Source organism: Bradyrhizobium cenepequi (genome assembly GCF_020329485.1).
Lineage (GTDB): Bacteria > Pseudomonadota > Alphaproteobacteria > Rhizobiales > Xanthobacteraceae > Bradyrhizobium > Bradyrhizobium cenepequi.
In genome coordinates, this window is the sequence record NZ_JAGKJI010000014.1 from 105,127 (window position 1) to 127,327 (window position 22,201).

Annotated in this window: 20 protein-coding genes; 8 read left to right on the forward strand and 12 right to left on the reverse strand. The window is 60.7% G+C overall.

The features are described from left to right. Positions 1-416: 416 nt before the first annotated feature. Positions 417-689 (forward strand): DUF4242 domain-containing protein, encoded by a 273-nt coding sequence (locus tag J6497_RS17320; RefSeq protein WP_225705480.1) that lies wholly within the window; start codon positions 417-419, stop codon positions 687-689. Between the two features lie 260 nt (positions 690-949). On the opposite strand, the gene J6497_RS17325 is transcribed toward J6497_RS17320, so the two are convergent. Continuing rightward, complete coding sequence (locus tag J6497_RS17325) at positions 950-1,483, reverse strand: GrpB family protein (protein ID WP_225705481.1); 534 nt, start codon at positions 1,481-1,483, stop codon at positions 950-952. A 247-nt stretch (positions 1,484-1,730) separates the two neighbouring features. Here J6497_RS17325 and J6497_RS17330 point away from each other — a divergent pair, with 247 nt between their 5' ends. After that, positions 1,731-2,432: a DUF899 domain-containing protein gene (locus tag J6497_RS17330; protein ID WP_225705482.1), complete on the forward strand. Its 702-nt coding sequence runs from the start codon at positions 1,731-1,733 to the stop codon at positions 2,430-2,432. Between the two features lie 226 nt (positions 2,433-2,658). On the opposite strand, the gene J6497_RS17335 is transcribed toward J6497_RS17330, so the two are convergent. From J6497_RS17335 to J6497_RS17355, 5 genes are all read right to left on the reverse strand, one after another. Next, positions 2,659-3,438, reverse strand: a complete 780-nt coding sequence (locus J6497_RS17335) for a CarD family transcriptional regulator (RefSeq protein WP_225705483.1) — start codon at positions 3,436-3,438, stop codon at positions 2,659-2,661. Positions 3,439-3,841: 403 nt separating this feature from the next. Continuing rightward, the gene (gene fdxA / locus J6497_RS17340; RefSeq protein WP_225705484.1) at positions 3,842-4,180 is read right to left on the reverse strand and encodes a ferredoxin FdxA; all 339 of its coding nucleotides are present in this window, start codon (positions 4,178-4,180) and stop codon (positions 3,842-3,844) included. Positions 4,181-4,333: 153 nt separating this feature from the next. After that, positions 4,334-4,603, reverse strand: a complete 270-nt coding sequence (locus tag J6497_RS17345) for an RNA-binding S4 domain-containing protein (RefSeq protein ID WP_225705485.1) — start codon at positions 4,601-4,603, stop codon at positions 4,334-4,336. 27 nt (positions 4,604-4,630) lie between these two features. Further along, on the reverse strand, positions 4,631-8,050 hold the full coding sequence (locus J6497_RS17350) for a helicase-related protein (protein WP_225705486.1): 3,420 nt from the start codon (positions 8,048-8,050) through the stop codon (positions 4,631-4,633). Positions 8,051-8,495: 445 nt separating this feature from the next. After that, positions 8,496-9,317: a DUF3108 domain-containing protein gene (locus J6497_RS17355; protein ID WP_225705530.1), complete on the reverse strand. Its 822-nt coding sequence runs from the start codon at positions 9,315-9,317 to the stop codon at positions 8,496-8,498. A gap of 397 nt (positions 9,318-9,714) precedes the next feature. Between J6497_RS17355 and rpmB the strand changes: the two genes are divergently transcribed. Both rpmB and J6497_RS17365 read left to right on the forward strand, forming a co-directional pair. Further along, positions 9,715-10,020 (forward strand): 50S ribosomal protein L28, encoded by a 306-nt coding sequence (gene rpmB / locus J6497_RS17360; protein WP_225705487.1) that lies wholly within the window; start codon positions 9,715-9,717, stop codon positions 10,018-10,020. Between the two features lie 200 nt (positions 10,021-10,220). Next, positions 10,221-11,819, forward strand: coding sequence for an adenylosuccinate synthetase (locus J6497_RS17365; protein ID WP_225705488.1), 1,599 nt, complete (start codon positions 10,221-10,223; stop codon positions 11,817-11,819). Positions 11,820-11,853: 34 nt separating this feature from the next. Here the strand turns inward: J6497_RS17365 and J6497_RS17370 are convergent, their stop codons facing one another. Together J6497_RS17370 and J6497_RS17375 are read right to left on the reverse strand one after the other, a co-directional pair. After that, entirely contained in the window at positions 11,854-13,227 is a 1,374-nt protein-coding gene (locus J6497_RS17370; RefSeq protein WP_225705489.1) for a hypothetical protein, read from the reverse strand. 131 nt (positions 13,228-13,358) lie between these two features. Beyond that, on the reverse strand, positions 13,359-13,928 hold the full coding sequence (locus J6497_RS17375) for a hypothetical protein (protein ID WP_225705490.1): 570 nt from the start codon (positions 13,926-13,928) through the stop codon (positions 13,359-13,361). Between the two features lie 119 nt (positions 13,929-14,047). On the opposite strand from J6497_RS17375, the gene J6497_RS17380 reads away from it, so the two are divergent. The 3 genes from J6497_RS17380 (at position 14,048) to J6497_RS17390 (ending at position 16,640) form a co-directional block, all read left to right on the forward strand. Then, complete coding sequence (locus J6497_RS17380; protein WP_225705491.1) at positions 14,048-14,401, forward strand: helix-turn-helix domain-containing protein; 354 nt, start codon at positions 14,048-14,050, stop codon at positions 14,399-14,401. Between the two features lie 181 nt (positions 14,402-14,582). After that, a complete protein-coding gene (locus J6497_RS17385; RefSeq protein WP_225705492.1) occupies positions 14,583-15,260 on the forward strand; it encodes a DUF7002 family protein in 678 nt (225 codons plus the stop codon). Positions 15,261-15,356: 96 nt separating this feature from the next. Continuing rightward, positions 15,357-16,640 (forward strand): T6SS phospholipase effector Tle1-like catalytic domain-containing protein, encoded by a 1,284-nt coding sequence (locus J6497_RS17390; RefSeq protein WP_225705493.1) that lies wholly within the window; start codon positions 15,357-15,359, stop codon positions 16,638-16,640. Between the two features lie 309 nt (positions 16,641-16,949). Here J6497_RS17390 and J6497_RS17395 read toward each other — a convergent pair whose 3' ends face one another. From J6497_RS17395 to J6497_RS17405, 3 genes are all read right to left on the reverse strand, one after another. Next, positions 16,950-17,921, reverse strand: a complete 972-nt coding sequence (locus J6497_RS17395) for a helix-turn-helix transcriptional regulator (RefSeq protein WP_225705494.1) — start codon at positions 17,919-17,921, stop codon at positions 16,950-16,952. Between the two features lie 147 nt (positions 17,922-18,068). After that, positions 18,069-18,311 (reverse strand): hypothetical protein, encoded by a 243-nt coding sequence (locus tag J6497_RS17400; protein WP_225705495.1) that lies wholly within the window; start codon positions 18,309-18,311, stop codon positions 18,069-18,071. A 165-nt stretch (positions 18,312-18,476) separates the two neighbouring features. Beyond that, the gene (locus J6497_RS17405) at positions 18,477-18,791 is read right to left on the reverse strand and encodes a hypothetical protein (RefSeq protein WP_225705496.1); all 315 of its coding nucleotides are present in this window, start codon (positions 18,789-18,791) and stop codon (positions 18,477-18,479) included. On the opposite strand from J6497_RS17405, the gene J6497_RS17410 reads away from it, so the two are divergent. Continuing rightward, the gene (locus J6497_RS17410) at positions 18,786-20,072 is read left to right on the forward strand and encodes an OpgC domain-containing protein (RefSeq protein WP_225705497.1); all 1,287 of its coding nucleotides are present in this window, start codon (positions 18,786-18,788) and stop codon (positions 20,070-20,072) included. The two genes, J6497_RS17405 and J6497_RS17410, sit on opposite strands and share 6 nt — an antisense overlap. Before the next feature lie 764 nt (positions 20,073-20,836). On the opposite strand, the gene J6497_RS17415 is transcribed toward J6497_RS17410, so the two are convergent. Then, positions 20,837-21,994 (reverse strand): acyl-CoA dehydrogenase family protein, encoded by a 1,158-nt coding sequence (locus J6497_RS17415; protein WP_225705498.1) that lies wholly within the window; start codon positions 21,992-21,994, stop codon positions 20,837-20,839. Between the last annotated feature and the right edge of the window lie 207 nt (positions 21,995-22,201).

The window sequence follows — 22,201 nt, forward strand, 5'->3', positions numbered from 1 at the left end:
GACCGCCCATGGCGGCGTAGCGCATAGGTTTGCCCGCGGACGATTGCTGACCGCAAACGGAGTACCAAAGCACTACGGTGAACCATCGATCTCTCGACACCAGGTTGAATATTCGAGACGCACCAGATCGGCACTATGATCCGCCGTCCGAGGTTAACTTCGGGTTCAGCGAGTTCGACGGGTCGTAAGGAGACTCATGCACCGCAGCAATTTCGCTTGCATCGCGGAGTCGGCTGACTGCGAAACAGGGAACCCTTACTCCTGCGCGCGCTGAGGCAACGTCGAGGCCGATCGATCAATCTCGGACCATCCCGTGCTGCGAGCGCGCGTCTTTTCGCATCCTCGTATTTCGGATTGTGGACTTTGACTAAAACAGGAGGCAGGATTGCCTGGCCTTACGAAAGGGAGAATGGACGATGCCGCAGTTTGTTATCGAACGAGAAATGCCGGGGGCTGGAAAACTCAGCAAGGATGATCTCAAAGGCGCATCCCAAGGTTCCTGCGACGTCCTTCGCGAGTTGGGTCCGGAAATTCAGTGGGTGCATAGTTACGTTACCGACAACAAGATTTACTGCGTCTACCGTGCACCCAGCGAGGATCTAATTCGCAAACACGCTCAATTGGCAGGATTCCCGGCGAACAGTATCGCTCTCGTCAGAGCAACTATAGATCCGACCACCGCCGAATAGCTGTGCCTCCGCCGCTTCGTTCGATCCTCATCATAGCTTGAGGACGACAAGATGCAGAGCATCAGGTCTCGATAGTCGTCGTACTCGGTGAGGTGCAATGCTGCGTCGCAAGCGGCGCGATAACGCATGTCAGTTCCGGGGGCAAAGCCCGACATCCCCAATCCGTATGGGTGAGCCTGCTTAGGTCTTGAAAACGGATGTTGGCGACTCCAGCCGCTGGGTCGCCAACGGGCCAAGAGCCGGCATAGAAGCTCAACGCTTCATGACGCCTGATACCACTCTAATGCGGCGGCCTCCCCATTCCTGATCCATGCCTCCTTGCAATCGCCATAGGCGTGCGAATCGTTGGGATGCCGACGCTGGCACTCGACTTTCACACGATCATATTCAGCGGCAAGTGTCGGATGTGCACGGAGACAGTCCCGGAACGCCAGATGCCGCGTGATCTCTGTCGAACCGTCCTCATAACAATGGAGTTGCACGGTTCTGCGCCCGGTCTTCGGATCGGATTTCGTGCAGTACCGCCGTCCCGGCAAACCAAGTTCGCCCCACCAGTCGTAACCGAGCGCTTCTAGCTTACCTTGGCACTCGTCCAACCCGGCCAAGTTGCTGATCACAGGCATCAGATCCAAAATGGGCTTTGCCCGTATGCCGGGAATTGCGGTTGAGCCAATGTGATGAACTGTCCGCAGGTTCGGCCCGAAGGCTCCTGCAAGTAGCTGTGCCTCAGCGTCGGCCAAATGCGACCAGCCTGGGCTATGGGGTAGCAGTTCGACTTTGATGGGCGGCGGCATGCGGCCTCGTTCATTCAAGACACTTCGATACCGGACCATACCCGCTTTGGATTGGAGGCTGGAAACAGGCTCGTTGGCAGCGGCGTTTGCGTCAAGTTCATGCCGGAGGATGAGAGCGATCGCGTATCCGGGGCCTGCGGGCCGAACTACGCCCGTCTCGTGGCGGGAAAGAATTTCAGTCGGCCTGTCGGCTTGGGTCTGCCTCGGACGTCCTTTGGTCAGTTCCGTCGGACAAAGGAGACAGGCAATGAATGCAACAGCACAGCCGATGCCCAAGGTTGTCGCGGAGCTTGAGTGGCGCCAAGCGCTCGACGCGATGCTTACCAAGGAGAAAGCCCTGACCCGCACAAGGGATGCGCTTGCCGCGGAGCGCCGCCGACTGCCGATGACGAAGATCGAGAAGTCCTACGTTTTCGAGGGCGCGGACGGGCAGGTGAGCCTACTGGATCTATTCGATGGCCGGCCGCAGCTTCTCCTCTACCACTTCATGTTCGCGCCGGGCGTGCACGGTTGGCCGTCTGCGGGCTGTCCTGGATGCTCGATGTTCGTGGACAACATCGGTCAATTCGCCGTGCCGCACCTGAATGCGCGCGGCGTATCCCTTGCACTGGTCTCGCTCGCGCCCTTCGCCAGCGTCGAGGCCTATCGCAAGCGCATGTCCTGGCCGCACGGCTGGGTCTCGTCAGCGAACAACAGCTTCAATGTCGATCTGGGGATCACCACATCGAGTGGCGAGGCGCATGGGCTCAGCGTCTTCTTGCGGCGGGGAGACGAGGTGTTCCGCACCTACTTCACCTCCCGACGCGGATGCGAGGCGCTCGGGAACGTCTGGGGTTTCCTGGACGCGACGCCCTACGGGCGCCAGGAGACGTGGGAGGATTCGCCCCCGGGTTGGCCCCAGTCACGCCCCTACGAATGGTGGCGGCGGCACGACGAATATGAGTCGTGACAAATCCTTCGACCCGGCGACAAGCGATCACTCCGCGGCCCAGTCCGGAGGGTTACGAATATTCTTCCGTCCGCCGCGCAAGCGAGCGGCCGCCTGAACGAGGCTGGACGTCGGAGAATGGCTGCGCCGCTTATGCCCCCCCAGCGCTGGCCTCTATTCGCGGCACCCGAACAAAAAGCCCGGCCGCTTGGCCGGGCTTTTCGCTGCAAATTGTTTGGCGAGCTGCTTACGCTGCCTCGTCGGCGACGGTGGCGTCGTCGCTGTCGCCGTCGAGATCGTCGGCATCGCCTTCACTGTCTCCCTCGGCACCGGATTCGGCCTTGGCTGCGCCGCGGCGCGGGCTCTTGGCGAGCTGGCTCTCGATCTCCTTGATCGCTTCGGTCTCGGTCGCGTGCTGCACCACCGCGATCTCGCGCGACAGCCGGTCGAGCGCCGCTTCATAGAGCTGGCGTTCGGAGTAGGACTGCTCGGGCTGCGACTCCGAACGATAGAGGTCGCGCACCACTTCAGCGATCGCGACGATATCGCCCGAATTGATCTTGGCTTCGTATTCCTGCGCCCGGCGCGACCACATCGTGCGCTTGACGCGGGCACGGCCCTTCAGCGTCTCCAGCGCCTTCTTGACCAGTGCGGGCTCGGACAGCTTGCGCATGCCGACATTGGCGACCTTTGCGGTGGGCACGCGAAGCGTCATCTTGTCCTTCATGAAGCTGATGACGAACAGTTCCAGCTTGGCGCCCGCGATCTCCTGCTCCTCGATCGCGAGAATCTGGCCGACGCCATGAGCCGGATAGACCACGAACTCGTTGGCCTTGAACCCTTGGCGCTGGGTCACGACCTTCTTCGGCTCCTCGATGCGCGGGGCAGCGGCAACCGGCTTCGCGGCCGGCTTGACGGCTGCCTTCGGCGCAGGCGCAGCCTTGGGAGCAGTCTTGGCGGCAACTTTCGAAGCAAAGGTCTTCGAGGCTGTCGCTTTCGCGGCAGTTTTGGCAGTCTTTTCTGGCATCACGCTTCTTTTGTTTTTCGAGGACTTTGTAGCCGCAGCCTTACGGGCTTCCTTTACGGACGCCTTGGCACGGCCTTTGACTGCGCTGCGGGCAACTGCAGCGGCTTTCTTTGACGTCTTGGAAGCACTCTTTTTACGCGTTTTCTGTGACACAGCATGCGCGCGGAACTGCCACGCCCCTGTTCGGTGTTTTTGCGGAAACGAACGGGGCCAAGGATCAGGGATGGCCGGGTTCGGCTCTGTCAATGCGCCCAATATAGCACATTTTCCGCAAAAATCAATGATTTAGGGCCGAATCCTGCCGCTTGCGGGCATTAACGGTCATAACTCTGTCATTAGGGTTAAACGATGCCGCGGCTCCCTGGCGAAAAGGCCTCGAATCCAGCAAGAAACAGCGCACGAATCAGTCGCCGGTTCCAGGATTCGCAGAGAAATATTTCTCGAACTTGCCCCCCTGGCCGTCGAACTCCTTGGCGTCCGGAGGCGAGTCCTTCTTCTGAGTGATGTTGGGCCAGCTCCTGGCGTATTCGCTGTTGACCTCGAGCCACTTCTCCAGCCCCGGCTCGGTATCCGGCTTGATCGCATCCGCCGGACATTCCGGTTCGCAGACGCCGCAATCGATGCATTCCTCGGGATGGATGACCAGCATGTTCTCGCCCTCGTAGAAGCAATCGACGGGGCAGACCTCGACGCAATCAGTATATTTGCACTTGATGCAGTTTTCAGTGACGACGTAGGTCATCCAGGACTCCGAACCAAAGACTCCGAAAGCGGATTCATTCTTTGAAGGGCTTGCGTTTCAAAAATTGCGTAGCGCAGGAGAACCGCTGCTGCAAGATAAGCAAGCCGGTTCGGCGCCGTGTTTTCGGGCAACCGCCTGCGGAGATGCAAATAATCATTCCGCGCGGTTCTGCAAATCTTCATACAGCACCCGCGCGGCCGTCGCGTCGCCCCGCCGCTCCGAGAAGCGGATCACCTTCAACACGCGCACGCTGCGATCGAGCGCGATGGTTAGCACGTCGCCCGGTTTGACAGCGTGTCCCGGCGCGCTCTCGCGCACGCCGTTGATGCGGACATGGCCGGCCTCGATCAGCGCGGCGGCGCTGGTGCGCGCTTTCACCACCCGCGCATGCCACAGCCATTTATCGAGACGCTGACGCTCCAATCGGCCTCATTCTTTCTCTGGTGAGGTTCAATCCTTGCGGTTGCCGGCGAGTTGTTCCTTCAACGCCGCGAGTTTTGCGAACGGCGAGTTGGGATCGATCGCGCGCTCGCGTTCGCGCGGTGCCGAGCTCGCATATTGGCGCAGCGCCGGGCCGCTCTCGCGGCCCTTGTCGCGATCGCCCTTGCCGCGGAAATCGCGGCCACCGCGCTCGCGGTCTTTGCGGTCGCCGGAGGGTTTATCGCGGCGGCGATCATTGTCGCGGTCGCGGCCCTTGCCCTCGAAGCGCTCGCGGCGGCCGCCCTTGTCCTCGCGCGGTGCGCCATTGCCGGCGGCTGCGGCTTCCGCGGGGGGCGGCGCGTCCTCGCGGGGCTTGCGGAATTCGTGATGGCGGCGGCCACGACGCTGCTGATCGCGTTGTGCGCCGTCGGCGCCTTCGCCCGCTGCCGCCGCGGCCGGGGCGCCGTCGCGCGGCTGGTGACGATGGCGATGGCGGTCATGGCGCGGGCGACGCTCCTCGGAACGGCCGCCGGGGCGCCAGACCTCGACCAGTTGCGGCTCGGCCGGCACCTCCGCCGCGGCTGGCGCGGCGACGGCTTCGGCAGGTGCGGGCTCCTCAGTGCTGACGGCAGCCTCTGCTGTCGCCTCCGTTGGCGTCGGCGCCGAGGGCTCATCGGCGGAGACTTCTGCGGGAGTTGCCGGCTCCGCCTGCACTTCCGCGACCGGTTCGGCCTGCGCCTCTGTCGCCTCAGGCTCAGGCTGCGCTTCAGCGACGGGCTCTTCAGCTGCAGCCGCAGGTTCCTCGCTCGGCACGGGCGCCAGTGTCACTTCTGGCAACAGCGCCGCGGAGGGGCTGGGCTCGCCCGACGCGGGCAGTTCGGCCGCCGCCTCTTCAGCCGGCATCTCCAGGGTAGCCTCGGCGGTTGCTTCCACCGGCGGCGTCTCGGCGGACACCGTCTCGACCACTTCCACCGGCTTCGGCGGCGGTGGCGCGCGGCGTTCCATGCGGTAGCCGAGCGCGCGCAGGATGGATGCAAAATCCTCGCCGGCCGAGCCGGTGAGCGAGGTCATCGCCTGCGTCACCACGAAGCCGCGACCGTCGAACGCGCCCGCGGGCTTCTCTCCGGCCGAGCCCCCGCGCCAAGCCAGCGCGGGACGGATCAGGTCCGCCAGCCGCTCCAGGATGTCGACGCGCACCGCGCGCTCCCCGCACTGCTTGTAGCCGAGCACGCGATAGGCATCGCGCGGCAGCGCCTTGTCGATCGGGAACGAGGTGCGCCCGCTGGAGGCCAGATGCTGCACATTCGACAGCGTCGACAGATCGACATTGTCCTCTTTCTCGGCCCAGAGCAGCGAGGCCAGCGCCCGCGCCGCCGGTTTCAGGAGCTGCGGGAAGTAGATGTGATAGGCGCCGAAGCGGACGCCGTACTTGCGCAAGGTCGCGCGCGAGGCCTGGTCGAGGTCCTTCATCTCGGAGGCGATCTTCGTGCGCTCCAGCACGCCGAGCGCTTCCACCAGTTGGAACGCGATACCGCGCGCGATCCCCTGCAGATCCTCCGCCTTCGACAGGTCGAACAGCGGCCCGAGCAATTTCGTAATATGCGTCTTGAGCCAGAGATCGAGCCGGTTCTGCACGGCCTCGCGCGGCGCGCCGGTCAGCCGCTCGTCGGAGATGATGCGCAGCCGCGGATGCAGCGCGTCGTCGGCCGCGACGAGTTTGGCCACCGCATCGCCGGTCCAGCGGATGGTGCCGTCGGAGGTCAGCACGAAGGCATCGTCCGGCGCCGCGGAGAGTTTCTCCGCCCGCGCGTCGATCTCGCGCGCCAGCACCTGCTGGGCCGCGGCCTGCAGCGCCTTGGCGTCACTGCCCGCTTCCGCCGCATCGGGCGCAAAGGTGAATCCATCGAGCCGGCCGATCACATGCCCCTCGACGATGACTTCGCCGGTCTTGCCGATTTCAGTATTCAAAACAGAGTTCTCCCGCAGGCGGCGCATCAATACACTGGTACGCCGATCAACGAAACGCTCCGTGAGCCGTTCATGCAGCGCATCGGATAATTTATTTTCGAGCTCGCGCGTGATCCCCTGCCAATGTTCGGGATCGGACAGCCAGTCCGGCCGGTTCGCCACAAAGGTCCAGGTGCGCACCTGAGCGATCCGGCCCGACAGCGTGTCGATATCGCCGTCGACGCGGTCGGCCTGATCGACCTGGGCGGCGAACCATGCATCGGGAATACGCCCCTTTTTCATCAGGAAGCCGTAGACCGTGGTCACAAGCTCGGCATGGGCCGCCGGCGACAGCTTTCGGTAATCCGGTATCTGGCAGGTGTCCCATAGCCGTTCGACGGCAACAGCGCCATGCGCCATGTCGCGCACCTCGACATCGCGCGCAGCATGGTCGAGCACGCGCATGTCCTCGGCGATCGGCGCCCGCGTCAGCACTTCATGCGACGGCGGCAGCGCCAGCGACACCTGGAGCGCGGCGAGCGAGGAGAAATCCAGCTTCGAATTGCGCCATTGCAGCATTTTCACGCTGTCAAACGTGTGGTTCTGCAGCGCATTCACCAGTTCCGACTCGAATGGCGCACAGCGGCCTGTGGTGCCGAAGGTGCCGTTCCGCGTCGCACGCCCCGCGCGGCCCGCAATCTGTGCGAACTCGGCCGGCGTCAGGCGGCGGAACTGATAGCCGTCGTACTTGCGGTCGGAGGCGAAGGCGACGTGATCGACGTCGAGGTTCAAGCCCATGCCGACCGCGTCGGTCGCGACGAGATAATCGACATCGCCGTTCTGGAACATCGCCACCTGTGCATTGCGTGTGCGCGGCGAGAGCGAGCCGAGCACGACCGCCGCCCCGCCATGCTGGCGGCGGATCAATTCGGCAATCGCATAGACCTCGTCGGCGGAGAACGCGACGATCGCGGTGCGCCGCGGCTGCCGCGTGATCTTGCGGTCGCCGGCGAATTCGAGCGTCGAGAGCCGCGGCCGTGTCACCATGGAGGCGCCCGGCAGCAGCCGCTCGATGATGGGGCGCATCGTCGCAGCCCCGAGCAGCAGCGTCTCGTCGCGCCCGCGCCGATTGAGGATGCGGTCGGTGAAGACATGGCCGCGCTCGAGATCGGCCGCGATCTGGATCTCGTCGACCGCGAGGAACGAGACGTCGAGATCACGCGGCATCGCCTCGACGGTCGAGACCCAGAAGCGCGGCGACTTCGGCTTGATCTTCTCTTCGCCGGTGATCAGCGCGACGCTCTCAGCTCCGGCGCGATCGGCGATCTTGTTGTAGACCTCGCGCGCCAATAGCCGCAGCGGCAGCCCGATCAGCCCGGACGAATGCCCGAGCATGCGCTCGATGGCCAGATGCGTCTTGCCGGTGTTGGTCGGCCCGAGCACGGCCGTGACGCCGGCGCCGGGCGCGCGCTCATGGGCGAAGGGAGGAGAAGAAAGAGCCATGATTCCAGGTGCTTTTCTTGATGCTTTTCTTGGAGATAACAGAGAACGCGGCTAGGAAAATTGTCTCACATTGCTACACGAGGGATGTCACAGCTTAAGCTTCGGAACGAGTCTAGAACGAATCGCGGCCGAATCGCTGACTCCACCTGTGTTCTCCTCCGTTCACCGCAACATCTCGCGTCGACATTTCGGTTCCAGCACCACATCGGGTTTGAGGATGGTCACGGCGCGGGCCAATTCCTTAAAATCTCTGAGGGTGCGGAGTCGAATCAGAAGCAGCAAAGAGTCAACAGGATTCGCACCCTCTTCGTCATTCCGGAGCGTCCGCAGGACGAGCTATGATGTGCTCTTGCACATCAGAGAATCCATCGGGCCGCATGCGCCGGAGGAGACATGGATTCCGGGCTCGATGCTTCGCATCGCCCCGGAATGACAGTGCCCCGCCTCACTGCGTCTTCGCCACCCGCGGCGGCATGGCCGACGTTACGAACGAGGTTGCCTCGAGCATGGCGACCCCGAACGGCGTCGGGATCTTGACGCGGAAGGGAATGAGGATGCGCGTGCCCGCGATCGGCACGAAGGCGATCTCCATGTTGCGCGCTTCCGCCAGATACTTGATGACGGGCCGATCCGGGATATAGCCCGCGACCGGCGTGAAATAGATCGCGCAGACCAAGGCCGGGCCCTGATAGCCCTTCTCCGCCTTGACCATCTCCACGCGCTTGAAATCGAGCTTCAGATCGTAGCGCAGCCGGCCGTCGAAAATGCCGGCACTGGTGCGGCAGCTATCCGGGCTCATCAATTCACCCGTGCCTGGAACCCGCAACAGCGAGCCGGTCATCGGATCGAACACGTTCTTCTTGTGCGCCTCGGTGACCGGGATGCGGTTCGGATCGACCGGCGGCGCTGGCTCGATCACGGTTTGCGTGATGTTGCCGCCGCCGAGCGCCATCCGAATGGTCTCGGATTTCTTGTAGCTGGTGTAGTTGACGGTATAGCCTGCTGCCACCAGCGCGCCATTGACCACGCGCCCCTGGGACCCGCCGACCCCATTTGCGCCGGCAAATGCCTTCACCAGCCCGGCGGTGCCGCCCTGCGCTATCGCGGAAAAGGTGTCCTCGCCGATCTCGATCGTCCAGCTGCCCTTGCCGACGGCGATACCGGCCAGCGAGGCCTCGTACTGCGCCTCCAGCCGGCCCTGCGCGAGCGCGCCCTCCGGCCGCAGCAGCAACAGCGCGCCGGCGCACAACAGCCAGGATTCCCTCATCGAGGGCAGAAAACTGCTGAAAATGCTCACAAACTTAACGGTCCTGTCGTCGCCGCCAGATATCATTTAGGACAAAATGACCGGCGGGCAACGCGGGCGAATACGGAACCACCATACGGGCCTGAATACGCCCTTTATATGGTGCGTTAAACCGCTGGACGGCCTTGTGAACGTGCAGGTTTTGGGCTCCGTAGGGTTTTACCGCCAGCGCCAGGAAAGCGCATCAAATTGGGAGTTTCAGAGCCCCCGAATGAGGCTCTCAAACCCGATAAAACCTTGACGCTTCGCGCCTCACCCCCTATACGTCCGCGGTTCCTGAAAAATGGACGTGAGATTGGACCCCCGCCGCGCGCGGCGCGCGCTGTTGGTTAAGCGGGGATGGAAGAGGATTTGAACAATGTCCCGGCGCTGTGAACTGACGGCCAAGGGCCCGCAGGTGGGCCACAAGGTCAGCCACTCCAATATCAAGACCAAGCGGCGTTTCCTGCCGAACCTCTGCAACATCACCTTCCAGTCGGAAGCGCTCGGCCGCAACATCCGCCTGCGCGTCTCCTCGAACGCAATCAAGAGCGTCGACCACAACGGCGGCCTGGATGCATTCCTGCTGAAGGCCAACGCCGCACACCTCTCGCCCCGCGCGCTGGACCTGAAGCGGCAGATCGTGAAGAAGCGGGTGGTGGCTGCGGAGAAGAAGGCGAGCTGAGGCTCGCTGTATCGGAGTAACGGTTTGAGAGTTTGAGCGGCCGGGTCGAAAGACCCGGCCGTTTTTGTTTGACTTTCGTCTAGGCAGGACACTGGAAGCTTGCGCAGAGGCCGAACACGCGGGATAAATTTGTCCTGCAACTACCGGTGGTATCAAACTACCCAATCGTTCGGCGAAAATAATTCTTAGTGGGAGGCATAGTGAAGTATCTGATTGCGATTTCAGGCCCCATTGCCTCGGGGAAGTCAGTGTTAGCAGGCGAGATTCAAAAACGCTTCGAAACATACCCTGTATCGACTCGGCAGCTCCTAGTGGACGCAGGAACTCCGAACGATCGAAACGAATTGATCGAAGCCGGCAAGCGTCTCGACGCGCTAACAGACGGAGCATGGATCAGAGATGGCAGTCGGCGATACATCGAGCAACACCAAGACACCCACGACATTCTATTGATCGATGCCGTCCGCACAGAGCGTCAAGTCCACCACTTGCGTGAAGCGTTCGGTGAGAAGTTCGTCCACATCCACGTCTCGGTGCCGTTCGCAATAGCAAAGGAACGTTACGAGCGACGGCGGTCGGCATCTGACCTCGATCTGCAATATGAGGACGTTCGTGCAGACTCCACCGAAAGCGGAGTTTGGCACCTCGACCGCATCGCAGATCGAGTCGTGGCGAACGTCCAATGTGACGCCGCTTCTCTCGTGACGCGAGCGACTGCAGGTCTCGGGCTGTTCCCGTTAGCGCCCGAACGGTTGGTCGATGTTCTCGTGGGCGGACAATATGGTAGCGAGGGGAAGGGAAATATCTGCGCGTATCTTGCGCACGACTATGACGTCTTGGTGAGGGTAGGCGGTCCGAATGCAGGACACATGGTTGCCTACCCCGAACAGAAATATGTGCAACTTCCCTCTGGTACGCGATCAAACCTCACAGCGAAGATCTTAATCGGCGCCGGCGCAACAATTTGGCCCGAGCAAATCCTAAAGGAAATCGCTCAGTGCGGGCTTACGAAGGACCGATTGGTCATTGATGAGCGTGCAATGATCATCGAACAATCCGACCGCGATGTGGAAGCTCAGCTATTGGATGGAATTGCTTCCACAAAGCAAGGTGTTGGAGCAGCGACTGCGCGAAAAATCATTGGGCGCGGCTGCAAACCACCGTTCGGTGACGGCGTAAGGCTCGCTAGTGATCATCCAGACCTTAAGGCATTCGTAAGGCCAGTAGCGCACGAGTTAGAGAACGCCTACGCTTCCGGACTGCGTGTTATGCTGGAAGGAACTCAAGGCACCAGCCTTAGTCTGCATCACGGTCATTATCCGTTTGTCACCTCAAGGGAGACAACGGCTTCCGGGTGCTTAGCTGATGCGGGTATCGCTCCGAATCGCGTTCGACGCGTAATCATGGTCACACGAACCTATCCGATCAGGGTGGGCGGCACATCGGGCCCGATGCAGCTTCCAATTGAGGCCAGGATTGTTGCTGAACGATCGGGATTGCCGCTACACCAAATTGAAAAGACTGAAGTTGGGACAATCTCGGGCACAAAGCGGCGAATGGCGGAATTTGACTGGGAACAGTTCCGACGATCTGCCGTGCTGAACGGCGCGACTGACATCGCCCTTACATTTGCTGACTACATCACGGCGGAGAACCAAAACGCGCAACGATTTGAACAGTTATCTGATGAAACCAGGAGATTCATTGCCGAGGTCGAGCATGTTGCAAATGCGCCTGTATCCCTGATCTCGACACGGTTCCATAGGTTTGGCGTAATTGACCGAAGGACATGGCGATGAAGGACTGTCGCCAACGGCGTTCTTGACGCAGCAATCACGCGTGCTCCAAGTTGAGCCTCGATATGCGCGCCGGACGCCTCGTCTTTCGTAAGAGGTCGGCAAAATGGCTCGTCAGCCCGATTTCGCCTTCGATGCGAACGCCAACATTGTCGGGAAGATCGGCCAGAAACCTGCGTAGCTCGTCCAATCCACGAGAGGCTTTAAAGACGGCCCACTCGCTTGCTTCGCCTGGGACGAGCATAGCGGCGTCGCTGCTTGTCCCCCCCTTGTGGAGTTGCACTATCCAAACTCGTTGACCATCGTGCACCCATTCGAACCGGACTGCACCAATTTTTGCGACAATTTCGGAATAGGTCAGCTCAACGTCAGCTACAATCTCTGGCGGCAGTTGTTCTGGAGGGCGCTGACCAAGCATCAAACGATCACCCTCGCCACGCGCTCCCTCTATGACGAATTTGCCCTCGCGGCTTGTTATGACAGCTCCAGAAAAGCGAGCTCTGATTGCTGATTGCGAAAGAACAGAAGCGATTGCATGGCCGTCGGGATCTTCCGTCGAGAACAGCTTGAACGGATCAATCCAGCCCTTTGCTGTGGTAAATCGTCCGGGCTCTTGTTCGACGGGGCAGGTGCGGGTCCAGACCTCAAACGATCCGGTCGCCTGACCAAACGAAAACGGTGCAACGCGACGCGCAAATACTGTAGTGCTTGGAACCGGCATGCCCATCACATCCGCAACAAGCAACCCAAAAACCTTGTCGCCAACGTGACGACTGAAATGGTTAGGCCATACCAGGTTTGAGAGCGCGGGCGCGCTGTCTGAAGCCTCGTACTCCCACATCAGCGTGTGAGTCTTCTTCCAACCTCGAGGCTTCGGGTGCACGCTGAACTCTAGGCGTCCTGTTCCGGCATCCACAAGGTCGGGTTGAAACCGGTACACCCGGCGCAGAATCGACAGCCCCCAATCAATTGGCAAGGAGGCTGCTCCTCCTTTTTCAACACAGCGCGGCGTATCATCGGGCGCGAACTCAATGACTCCCCCCTGAATGACGCCTGACACACCGCCATCGGCCACGTCGACGGTCTCGTTGGCAATCACAAAGAGCCCGTCAGCTGATAGCCGTTCGGCAATCGAATGCGCCTCATCAACATTGGCGATTCCATAGTGAAAATCGCGGCTGCGTGGGCTCTCAGGCGTGAAGCTCCGGAGGTTAATGGTGCCGTCGGGGCTAGCGGCCAGTAGCGCCGCTATGGCCTCATAGTTAGTTGGAAATCGGTGGTTTGGCTCAAAGCCAGCGATGCGGCTAAATTGTTGTTCGGCGCGACAGCCCGCCGGGCCGAAGCTCACGAACTGCGCTACGTTACCAATATTAGCAAGCTCGTCTAGCGAGCGGTCCTTCCTAAGAGACATAACCACAATATCCAGCGAGTGTTATCTTGAAGCAGCTTCCGCATGTGGGAGTTACTACGGCTATGCTTTGGACGAGCGAGGATCTACGACTACACCCTCGTTGTCACCGTTGTTCACTGGCCGGAACGCATTCAATTTTGCAGGGACTTGCGCTTTAGGTAACTTAGATGCAGCGCACTAAAGCGCTGCAGGAATATCCTCTTGGCTTCTTTTGGAGGGAGGTACCGCACCACAATTGGAGCGGGCTCCACCTTCTGACCGCGGACCCAGCCATCAGTCCCTTCAGGCATTATTTGTCGCTGTTCTGCAGCGAGAACACGGAGATCAGCTTGCTTCACCTCTGGTGGAACTGATCCGATCACTCCAAAACGTTTCAGGATGGCTCGCTCCACGTCCGCCTCTATTCTCTTGTACTCTGGGAGCATTTGCTTCAAGGGGCGCGTTATGTCTCCGAGGAAGGCTTCAGCCGCGTCGTGAAGCAGAGCCTCAAGTTCAAAGCCTACAGCGATTTCGCTCACAAGTATGCTGTGCTCGGCGACCGAATAAAAGTCGGCACATTGACCTGAATATCGACAAATGTTCGCAAGCCCGTGTGCGATGTCTTCTATTGTGAATTGACTATCTTCGGGCGCGCAGAAGTCAAACCATGCTCCGCTCCGCAGCATGATCGTCGGACCCTTGCCGACCTTGACTGCCACCATGCGCCTTTGTCCCCAAACCATTCTCGCCGACCTTTATATAGACGGTCATTGCCATTCAGACCACCGGGACGATGAGCCAGAATTTGCAAATCTCCGTTTTTCAGATTATGCAGATTTGCATGAAGCTTACAAGCGAAGAAAGACGCGCTCTTTTGGCTTCCCTGCGCCAGCGAATTAACCAGCGAAGCTGGACTACCACTGATCTGGCGCGAAATACAGGCGTTCACCAAAGCCAGGTTAGCCGCATCATCAGGGGAGACTTCAAAACGCTTAGCTCCAATGTCTTGCAAATTTGCATTACCCTTGGAGTCGAAATCGACGCGCGCAGAGAGGGAGATCAGGACGAAGACGACCGTAGACAAATCGCGAGTAGCGCGATGGCCATATGGAACGGAACGCATCAGGATGCGGGGATTGTTGTCTCGCTCCTGCTGGAAATAGCTAAGCTACGCAGGACAGATAGACGGCGCTGACGTCTTGTGAGACCGTTGCCCGCCAACGACGTTCTGCCCCACTTCGCACTGATTTGCTCCGCCAATATCAGTATACCGCGTGGTAGCGACTGAGGTCGATTGGCGTTCTCGAGGATCGGATCTAATTTGCTGATTCCGTACCCTTAGACCCCGAAGTAGTTATTCTTGATAGGCGGCACTGATGACTGACGCGGAGCTAGAAGAGCTCATTGACGATTGCCCTACCCTTTACCATATGGCCGAGCGCGGAAGTTGGCTCTCGATCGAGAAGTATGGTCTTCTCAGTACGACGGCGCTGCTTGACCAATATGAAATCTCTGGTGAAGCCCGAGATGTTATTGAGGCGGAAAGGCGGTCGAACAGCGTTGCCCTTCAAAAGGAAGGGATCGGGCGCGCAATAGTTCGCGACCAGTTTCCAATGGATGGTAAGGGTCTCGTGCGCTGCCTGCAGGATGGACTCCAGCCCCAGGATTGGTACCGTTTGCTTAACAGCAAGGTTTTCTTCTGGCTGACACGGTCGCGGTTATTGCGACTATTGAACGCGGGTAACTATCGAAATGAGGAGCACGACGTTCTCCAACTAGATGCTGCCCCTCTGATCGGCACTTACAAGGAGAAGATCTGGTTCTGCCCAATAAACAGCGGTTGCACAAAGCCATTTCCACACCCAAGGGGGAAAACCACGTTTAGTCGGATTCCGGACTATCCTTACGCAATGTGGAAAGAAAGAAGACGTCCGCGCGGAGAGCGCGTCGTCGAGCTTGCGGTTGATTACTCAGTTCCTGACGTCAAGAGCTTCGTAAAGCGAGTAGTGCGGATGAAGGGAAACGATGAGTTACAGACTCTCTGGGAGAAATAGTTCAGGCCGGTTGAAGTAGACACTGTGTCCCGCGAGGCATCATCCAAACTTCCCGAATCTGCGCTATACTCGCTGAGGTAGCAGGGAGGGGTCGCCATGCGAAACATCGTGATTTGCTGCGATGGGACGGGGAACGAGATCAACGAGAATATTTCCAACGTCCTGAAGCTCTATCGCTGCCTGCGCAAGACGGAGAAGACGTCTCCGCGGCAGTTCGTCTATTACGATCCGGGCGTCGGCACGCTGGCGCGGCCGGATCCGTGGCGGAAGCTGAAACAGGATTTCAGTGCGATCCTCGGGCTCACCACCGGCTATGGGCTCGATGACAACGTGCTCGCGGCCTATGAATTCCTGGTCCATCATTACCAGGATGGCGATGCGATCTATTTGTTCGGCTTCTCCCGCGGCGCCTATACGGTGCGCGTGCTGGCCGGGTTGATCCACAAGGTCGGGCTGATCTCGCCGGAGCAGGTTAACCTTGCCGGCAGCGGGCTCACCTCCTACAAGCAGTTCTCCGATGACGGCAAGGAGCGCGACGGCGCCAGCCTGCAGGCGGCGGCACAAGCGAGCGACGAGTTCGGTCCGATGCCGAAGAACCGCTACGACAACGCGGCGCAATTCGCACGCATCCTCTCGGTGCGCTGGCCGACCATCCGCTTCGTCGGCGTCTGGGACACGGTCGCGAGCGTCTTCGTGCCGAGGCCCGACCGGCTCTATTGGCCGAGCCTGGAAGAGCTCGCCTTCACGATCCACAATCCGAGCATCAGGATCTTCCGCCAGGCGATCTCGATCGACGAGCGGCGCTGCATGTTCCGCCTGAAGAAGTATGACGAGCCGCAGTTCTTCATGAGCAACCGCTTCATCGCCGAGGAGAAGGCCGAGCCGCAGGACATCTTGCAGGTGTGGTTCGCCGGCGCGCATGGCGACATCGGCGGCGGCTATCCGGAAGTGCAAAGCGCGCTGTCGAAATATCCGCTGCTATGGATGATGGACGAGGCCTGCAAGTTCGGGCTCACCGTGAACATACAGATGGTGAAGCAGCTCGCCTGGGGCGTACAGCGCAAGGGCAGCCCGTTCACCTACGTGAAGCCCGATGTCGCGGCCGAGCTGCATGACCCGATGACCTGGGGCTGGCGTCTCATGGAATATCTGCCGAAGAAGGACATCTACAAGGAATGGCCGGAGCGCAAATCGCATTTCGGCTTCTACATCCCGAACGCCGAGCCGCGGCTCATTCCCGAAGATGCCGTGATCCACGAATCCGTCGTGAAGCGCATGGACGCGGTGAAGGACTATCGGCCGATCAACCTGCCGAAGCAGTACAGGACATTCCCGATGCCGGAAGCGCCGACGGAGCAGGCCCCGACGGAAGCGGCGTAAAGCGCATGTGTTGCGCGACGGCAGCGCCACGATCTCCCGCCTCTCCCCTTGTGGGAGAGGCCGGATTTCGCGCGTCAGCGGGAAATCCGGGTGAGGGGTATGCCTCCGCGAGTCATAGTCCCTCGATAGACCGCAACCCCTCACCCGCATCGCATTCCGCTTCGCTGCATGCGATACGGCCTCTGCCACAAGGGGAGAGGCGAACGGAGCAAGCGGCCGAAGCGTAGCGCCATCGCGAGGCGCGTAGGGTGGGCAAAGCGTAAAGCGTGCCCACCATCCACACTCGGCTCGTGGCGGTGTCGCACACCATCACCCCTTCCCGGCCCCGCGCACGTGGCGTGGCGAATCGCCGAAGCGAGCGCGGAATAATCGGTTGAAATGCGAGATATCCGAAAAGCCGACTTCCAGCGCGATATCGGAAATTCGGCGTCCGCTGTAGTGGGGGTCGATCAGGAGCATGAACGCCTTTTGTAGCCGCAACTCATTCACGCACCCCGTGAACGACGTTCCGGATGACGCCATCAGGCGCTGCAGATAACGAGGAGAGATGCCCTGGTGATCGGCGACGACTTCCAGGGTGAGCTCCGGATCCTGAAAGTGCGCCGCGATATGCTCGAAAGCGGCGCTGTGGCGCGCAGCCACAACCGCGCTCGCGTTGCTCTCCCCCAGCGGAGCGTGCCCGCTGATTGCGAGCGCCGCGAGATCGTGGATGTGACTAACGACCGCATCACGCAGCTTAGGGGCAGCCAGAACGCCATCCTTCAATGCCACCTTCACATAAGTCATGAGAAGTCGGAGCGCTTCGGCCCGATGGGAAATCGGCCGCATGGTTAGGTCGTCGATATGAGCAACGCGCGACGTGAGCGCGTCGCGCGGCACGGACAGACCAAATAGCAATCCTCCCAGATAGGTGACGATGACGGGTTCCGAATGCAGAATCGCGATTGCGTTGCCGCCTCGGAGCTCCATCTCCTGGCCACGCTGCGATAGCTGACTCCTGCCGGGAAAGCTGACGATGAGGCCGATCGAGTCATCACCATCGACAATGTTCGCTTGCGAGCGCTTGAAGCGCATGGCCGAGCCCTTCAATGCGATTGTGCGCAACCCCTGAAGCGCGTGTAGTGCAGCTTCGGCCCGAAACGGAACGTCTGATGAAGGCTCTATATCGGCGTGGACGATGGCTCGCCCAAAGTTCTCGCGCCATAGCGGGATGCGCATCCGTTCAGGGAGCTCGCGCGTCGAAAATCGATACGATAGGAAATCGGTTGCGCCGGTCGACATGAGTGCGCTCCCAGCGTTGCTAAAATATTCGGACAAAGTGCTCCAACAAACGACTGCTGGCATTATAGTTTGCTATTCGCGCACCAACCTTCCGTTATGCGGTGCGCGGAAGTCCAAGAAGCGACAGCGTCCACCTGCTAGTCTCAATCACCCCTGATCGATGTTGATGTGAATTGCCTCACTTGGCGGCCAGAAAATCAAGCCTATAGTTATTTTGAAAGTCGTAACGTCAAAATCTCCTTTAAGGGGAGATAGTCGTGAGAACTCTATTTCTCGTTGCTGGCACCCGTCCATTTCAGGAATAAGCCCTGCAATCGCAAGTACAGCTTTACTACATTGTTCGCGATTGATCGAACTCAACGATCCGCGGTGCAGATTGATCTGCAGCACTTGGATGTCCTCTGACAGCGATATCGCTTCGTCCTTCGGCGCGAAATCGTAATCAGATCTCGTCGGAAACCAACTTCCCCCGGCACAGGTCATTTTCGGCCGTGGGCGAAATGTGGGGGACGTCGGCGGTGATGATCAAGCGAGGATTCGATCATGTCCAATATATTAGACCTGCTTTACCGCGAATATTGCCGCGCCCGCCTCGCCGAAATGCGACAACAGCTTCTGATCCCACGTGCGAGTGACGAAATCCGGCAAGCGAATTGGGATGCCGGCGATCCCGCCCGCCCTGGCGATCAGGATAGCGTTGGAGGCGACGGCCCCGCGACGAAAGAAGCCCAACTGTCCGATAGCCGGGTCTCGTAACCGCATCGGTTCGGTCCGATAGCCGCTCGGCACCCGCACGCTCCGGCGCATCCCGGGCGGACCTGCGTCCGACCGAGAGCGCGCCCGCACGTTGGACAGGATAACCAGATGCATGATCGAACTCACATCACGAAGCGATTGGTTGGAGAGTCGCCGGCGGAGCTCGAGGGGTTTGGCCGCGACCAGCGGATCGATGCCTGCCGCGGCCTCGCGCTCTGGTGCATCTTTCTGGACCACGTCCCCAACAACATCGGAAGTTGGCTGACGCTGCAGCACTACGGCTTCAGCGATGCCGCGGAAGTATTCATGTTCATCTCCGGCGTGACCTGCGCGCTGGCCTACGGCAGGGCACGTCAGCGCGAGGGCTGGAGCGGCGTGCTCCGCCGTTCGCTGCGGCGAGCATGGGAGATATATGCCGCATCCTTGCTGCTCACGCTGGCTTGCGCCATCATGGTCTACCTCGCAGGCCATGACCATCTTGCCGACGAGACCAATACGCGCATTCTGCTGGACCATCCGGACGCGACGCTCGCGCACGCTGCGATCCTGCAATACCGTCCGGTCAACACCGACATCTTGCCGGTTTTCGTGATTTATCATGCCTTGTTTGCGCCGCTTCTGTGGCTGTTGTTGCGAGCTCCGAACGCGACGCTTGGCGCCTCGTTGCTGCTTTATGGACTGGTGCACGTCTTCGGCTGGACCGTGCCCACCTGGCCGAACAACGTCTGGTTCTTCAATCCACTTGCCTGGCAGCTTCTGCTGGTGTCTGGCGCCTGGTGGGTTATCGAGGGAAAGAGATTCCGGCCGTACGTGACTTCGCGCACGGCGCTGGTTCTGGCCGTTCTCTATCTGGTTTTCAGCCTGATCATCGCATTGATCTCGAGCATCAAGCCGCTGGAACTGCTGGTCCCGCAGGCTCTGACCAATCTGCTTTTTCCGATGGACAAGTCGAATCTCAGTCCATTGCGACTGCTGCATTTTCTTGCTCTTGCGACCCTGATTGCATGGTTTGTGCCTCACCATTGGCGAGGGCTGATGACGCCGGTGATGCGCGGCGCCATACGCTGTGGCGAGAACTCGCTTCCAATCTATTGCCTCGGCGTCCTGCTGGCGCTCGCCAGCCACGTGGCGCTGCTCGACATCTCGGATGGGTTTGCGATGCAGATTGCGCTCAGCCTTGGCGGAATCCTGGTGATGATCGTCGCCGCGGTGTTGCTGAACGCGATGAGGATGAAGACCGGCACCATGTCCCGGCAAGGAGCGACAGCGACAAGGCAATCTATATCGCCAGATACGACCCCATGGATTGCTCCCACCTTCGCTCGCAATGACCTGGAAATGGCGGCCGCCCTCCGCGTCGTTCCCTTGGCCGTAACCGGGACGCGGGACTCATAACCATAGCGTTTGTGGTGTGCCGCGCCCCAACCGGTTGCTCGCGCGCCACAACAAGCTCCTGTGGTTATGGGTCCCCGCTTCGCGGAGACGACAACGAGTGCGACTGCCCGACGGGCAAATCAGCAAAAAGTCTGTCCAGCCCTCGCGCAAAAAATATTCCGCTTCCGTCGTCGGGCAAATCAGCATTATGACTCCGCGCGTCTCACCCGAGCGAGGGGCGGATCGCGATCGTCACGAACGTTGCGGTGGGATGCGGTGGACGCAAGCGGAGCACGAGACGAATGCTCTCGCTGGCGGACGGCGAAGTCGTGTGGTCCTGGCGCCCCGACGCTGGCGCTAAGCTTCTAACGAAGTGACGGTGGCAAGAAAGCCCGGTCACCGGGGAGAGCACGAAGTAAGCTGTAAAACCATCGCGCAGGGAATGCTGGAATGCTCCGGCTGTACCTGTGGTCCTACCCCCGTGCTTTTTGTTGCACGGGGCCCACGGGTGCGACCGGCACCCAGCATTCCCTGCGCCCTCTTCGTTCCTCAAGAGGGTGAAACGGCCGCAAGCCTCGGGCGTTTCCCGCCGCGAGAACGCCGCTGCACATCCCCTCGGCTCTTTGACAACCAAAATGAAAACGTCGCGCCGCCATAGGCCGTCGTCATCATGTGCTCGGCGAGCGAGGCTGCGATCCATTCGAAGCCCGCTGCAGCCAAATGGATCGCTTCGCTCACGACAACGAACGCGGCGCGACCGCGAGTTGCCTTGGTCAATGGCGTGCTCAATACACCCGGTCGACCGGCAGGCCGAGCGCCATCGATCCCGCATATTGCGCCTGCGGGCCCGACTGCAGCGGATGGTAACGCGCCGCCTGGATGTCGCGGAAGCGCCGCTCCAGCCCCGTTGCACGATAGAAGCCGGCGCCGCCGGCAAGCTCCATCGCACATTCGACCGCAGCGATCGCATGCCGTGCGACGAGCTGGCGGCCCATCATCACCTGGTTGACGGTGGCGGCCGACGGCGCGCTGAGCCTGACAGCAGCCAGCATCCATTCCCGCGCGAGCCGCGCCGCCGCCAGCTCGGTGTCCATGCGGCCGGCAAGCTGGATCGCATGCTGGTCCGGCGTCTTGCGCTTCGCGGTCGCGATCGCGATGTCGCGGGCGCTCTCGGCAACGCCGAGATAGACCGAGTAGATCAGCGGGAACGCGGTGGTCGCGATGATCTGGAACAGCGGATGCCATTCGCCGGCTTTGCGCCTCGCGGCAACCGCCGCCTCCGGCACGACATGGCCGTCGATCATGACATCGTTGGACCCGGTGCCGCGCATGCCGAGCGCCCGCCAATTGTCGAGCACCTTCACGTTCGGCGAGTTCACGGGCACGCCGAAGTGCAGCACCGTTGCCGGCTCGCCTTCGCTCTCCAACACCGCGCTCGTCATCATCAGGTCGCCGGCGGGCGAGCTCGACGAGAACACTTTTCGCGCGGTGATGCGATAGCCGCCCTCGACCTTCTCGGCGCGGCCGGAGCCGCCGATCCAGTCCGAGCCACCGCTCGAGAGCAGGATGATGCGCTCACTCGCGATACGCCGGAGCAGCGGCTCCACGGGGGTCGCCTTCTGCACCTTCCAGCGCCAGGCGGGAATTGCGACCTGGTGGGTGTGCATGGAGAAGGCGAGCGCGGTCGAGCCGCAATAATGGGCAAGCGTGCGCAGCATCTCGGCGAGTTCGTCGACATCGGCGCCGCCGCCGCCAAGCTCGGCCGGCACGCCGGCTTCAACCAGGCCTGCGGTCTTCAGGTCCGCGAAATTCTCGGCGACGAACCTGTCCTCGTTCGTCTCCTGCTCGGCGCGGCGCGCGAAGATCGGGCCAAGCTCCTCTGCGAGCTGGACCGCGCTGCGCGATTTTGACGCATCGAGATTGTGTGCTGCGTTGCTGCTCATGACACTCTCCATCGTTGAGAATATCCACCGTGGGAGAGCCTAATTCCGCCGCAAAGAGCGCTCCAGTTCAGGAACTGTACTGCGACGCTATGGCCATCGATCCTCGTCTCCACAGCGTCTGGAATACTTACATTTTCGGCCCGCGTCTTCGGCCTGGTGCCGGCCGCGCGCTAGCAGATCTGTACTACCGCCGTTTGGGACTCGCAT

Bases quoted from the DNA above. Each gene is read 5' to 3' on its own strand.
- J6497_RS17320 (WP_225705480.1), top strand. From the start codon at position 417: ATGCCGCAGTTTGTTATCGAACGAGAAATGCCGGGGGCTGGAAAACTC.
- J6497_RS17325 (WP_225705481.1), bottom strand. From the start codon at position 1,483: ATGCCGCCGCCCATCAAAGTCGAACTGCTACCCCATAGCCCAGGCTGG.
- J6497_RS17330 (WP_225705482.1), top strand. From the start codon at position 1,731: ATGAATGCAACAGCACAGCCGATGCCCAAGGTTGTCGCGGAGCTTGAG.
- J6497_RS17335 (WP_225705483.1), bottom strand. From the start codon at position 3,438: ATGCCAGAAAAGACTGCCAAAACTGCCGCGAAAGCGACAGCCTCGAAG.
- fdxA (WP_225705484.1), bottom strand. From the start codon at position 4,180: ATGACCTACGTCGTCACTGAAAACTGCATCAAGTGCAAATATACTGAT.
- J6497_RS17350 (WP_225705486.1), bottom strand. From the start codon at position 8,050: ATGGCTCTTTCTTCTCCTCCCTTCGCCCATGAGCGCGCGCCCGGCGCC.
- J6497_RS17355 (WP_225705530.1), bottom strand. From the start codon at position 9,317: ATGAGGGAATCCTGGCTGTTGTGCGCCGGCGCGCTGTTGCTGCTGCGG.
- rpmB (WP_225705487.1), top strand. From the start codon at position 9,715: ATGTCCCGGCGCTGTGAACTGACGGCCAAGGGCCCGCAGGTGGGCCAC.
- J6497_RS17370 (WP_225705489.1), bottom strand. From the start codon at position 13,227: ATGTCTCTTAGGAAGGACCGCTCGCTAGACGAGCTTGCTAATATTGGT.
- J6497_RS17375 (WP_225705490.1), bottom strand. From the start codon at position 13,928: ATGGTGGCAGTCAAGGTCGGCAAGGGTCCGACGATCATGCTGCGGAGC.
- J6497_RS17380 (WP_225705491.1), top strand. From the start codon at position 14,048: ATGAAGCTTACAAGCGAAGAAAGACGCGCTCTTTTGGCTTCCCTGCGC.
- J6497_RS17385 (WP_225705492.1), top strand. From the start codon at position 14,583: ATGACTGACGCGGAGCTAGAAGAGCTCATTGACGATTGCCCTACCCTT.
- J6497_RS17390 (WP_225705493.1), top strand. From the start codon at position 15,357: ATGCGAAACATCGTGATTTGCTGCGATGGGACGGGGAACGAGATCAAC.
- J6497_RS17395 (WP_225705494.1), bottom strand. From the start codon at position 17,921: ATGTCGACCGGCGCAACCGATTTCCTATCGTATCGATTTTCGACGCGC.
- J6497_RS17410 (WP_225705497.1), top strand. From the start codon at position 18,786: ATGCATGATCGAACTCACATCACGAAGCGATTGGTTGGAGAGTCGCCG.
- J6497_RS17405 (WP_225705496.1), bottom strand. From the start codon at position 18,791: ATGCATCTGGTTATCCTGTCCAACGTGCGGGCGCGCTCTCGGTCGGAC.
- J6497_RS17415 (WP_225705498.1), bottom strand. From the start codon at position 21,994: ATGAGCAGCAACGCAGCACACAATCTCGATGCGTCAAAATCGCGCAGC.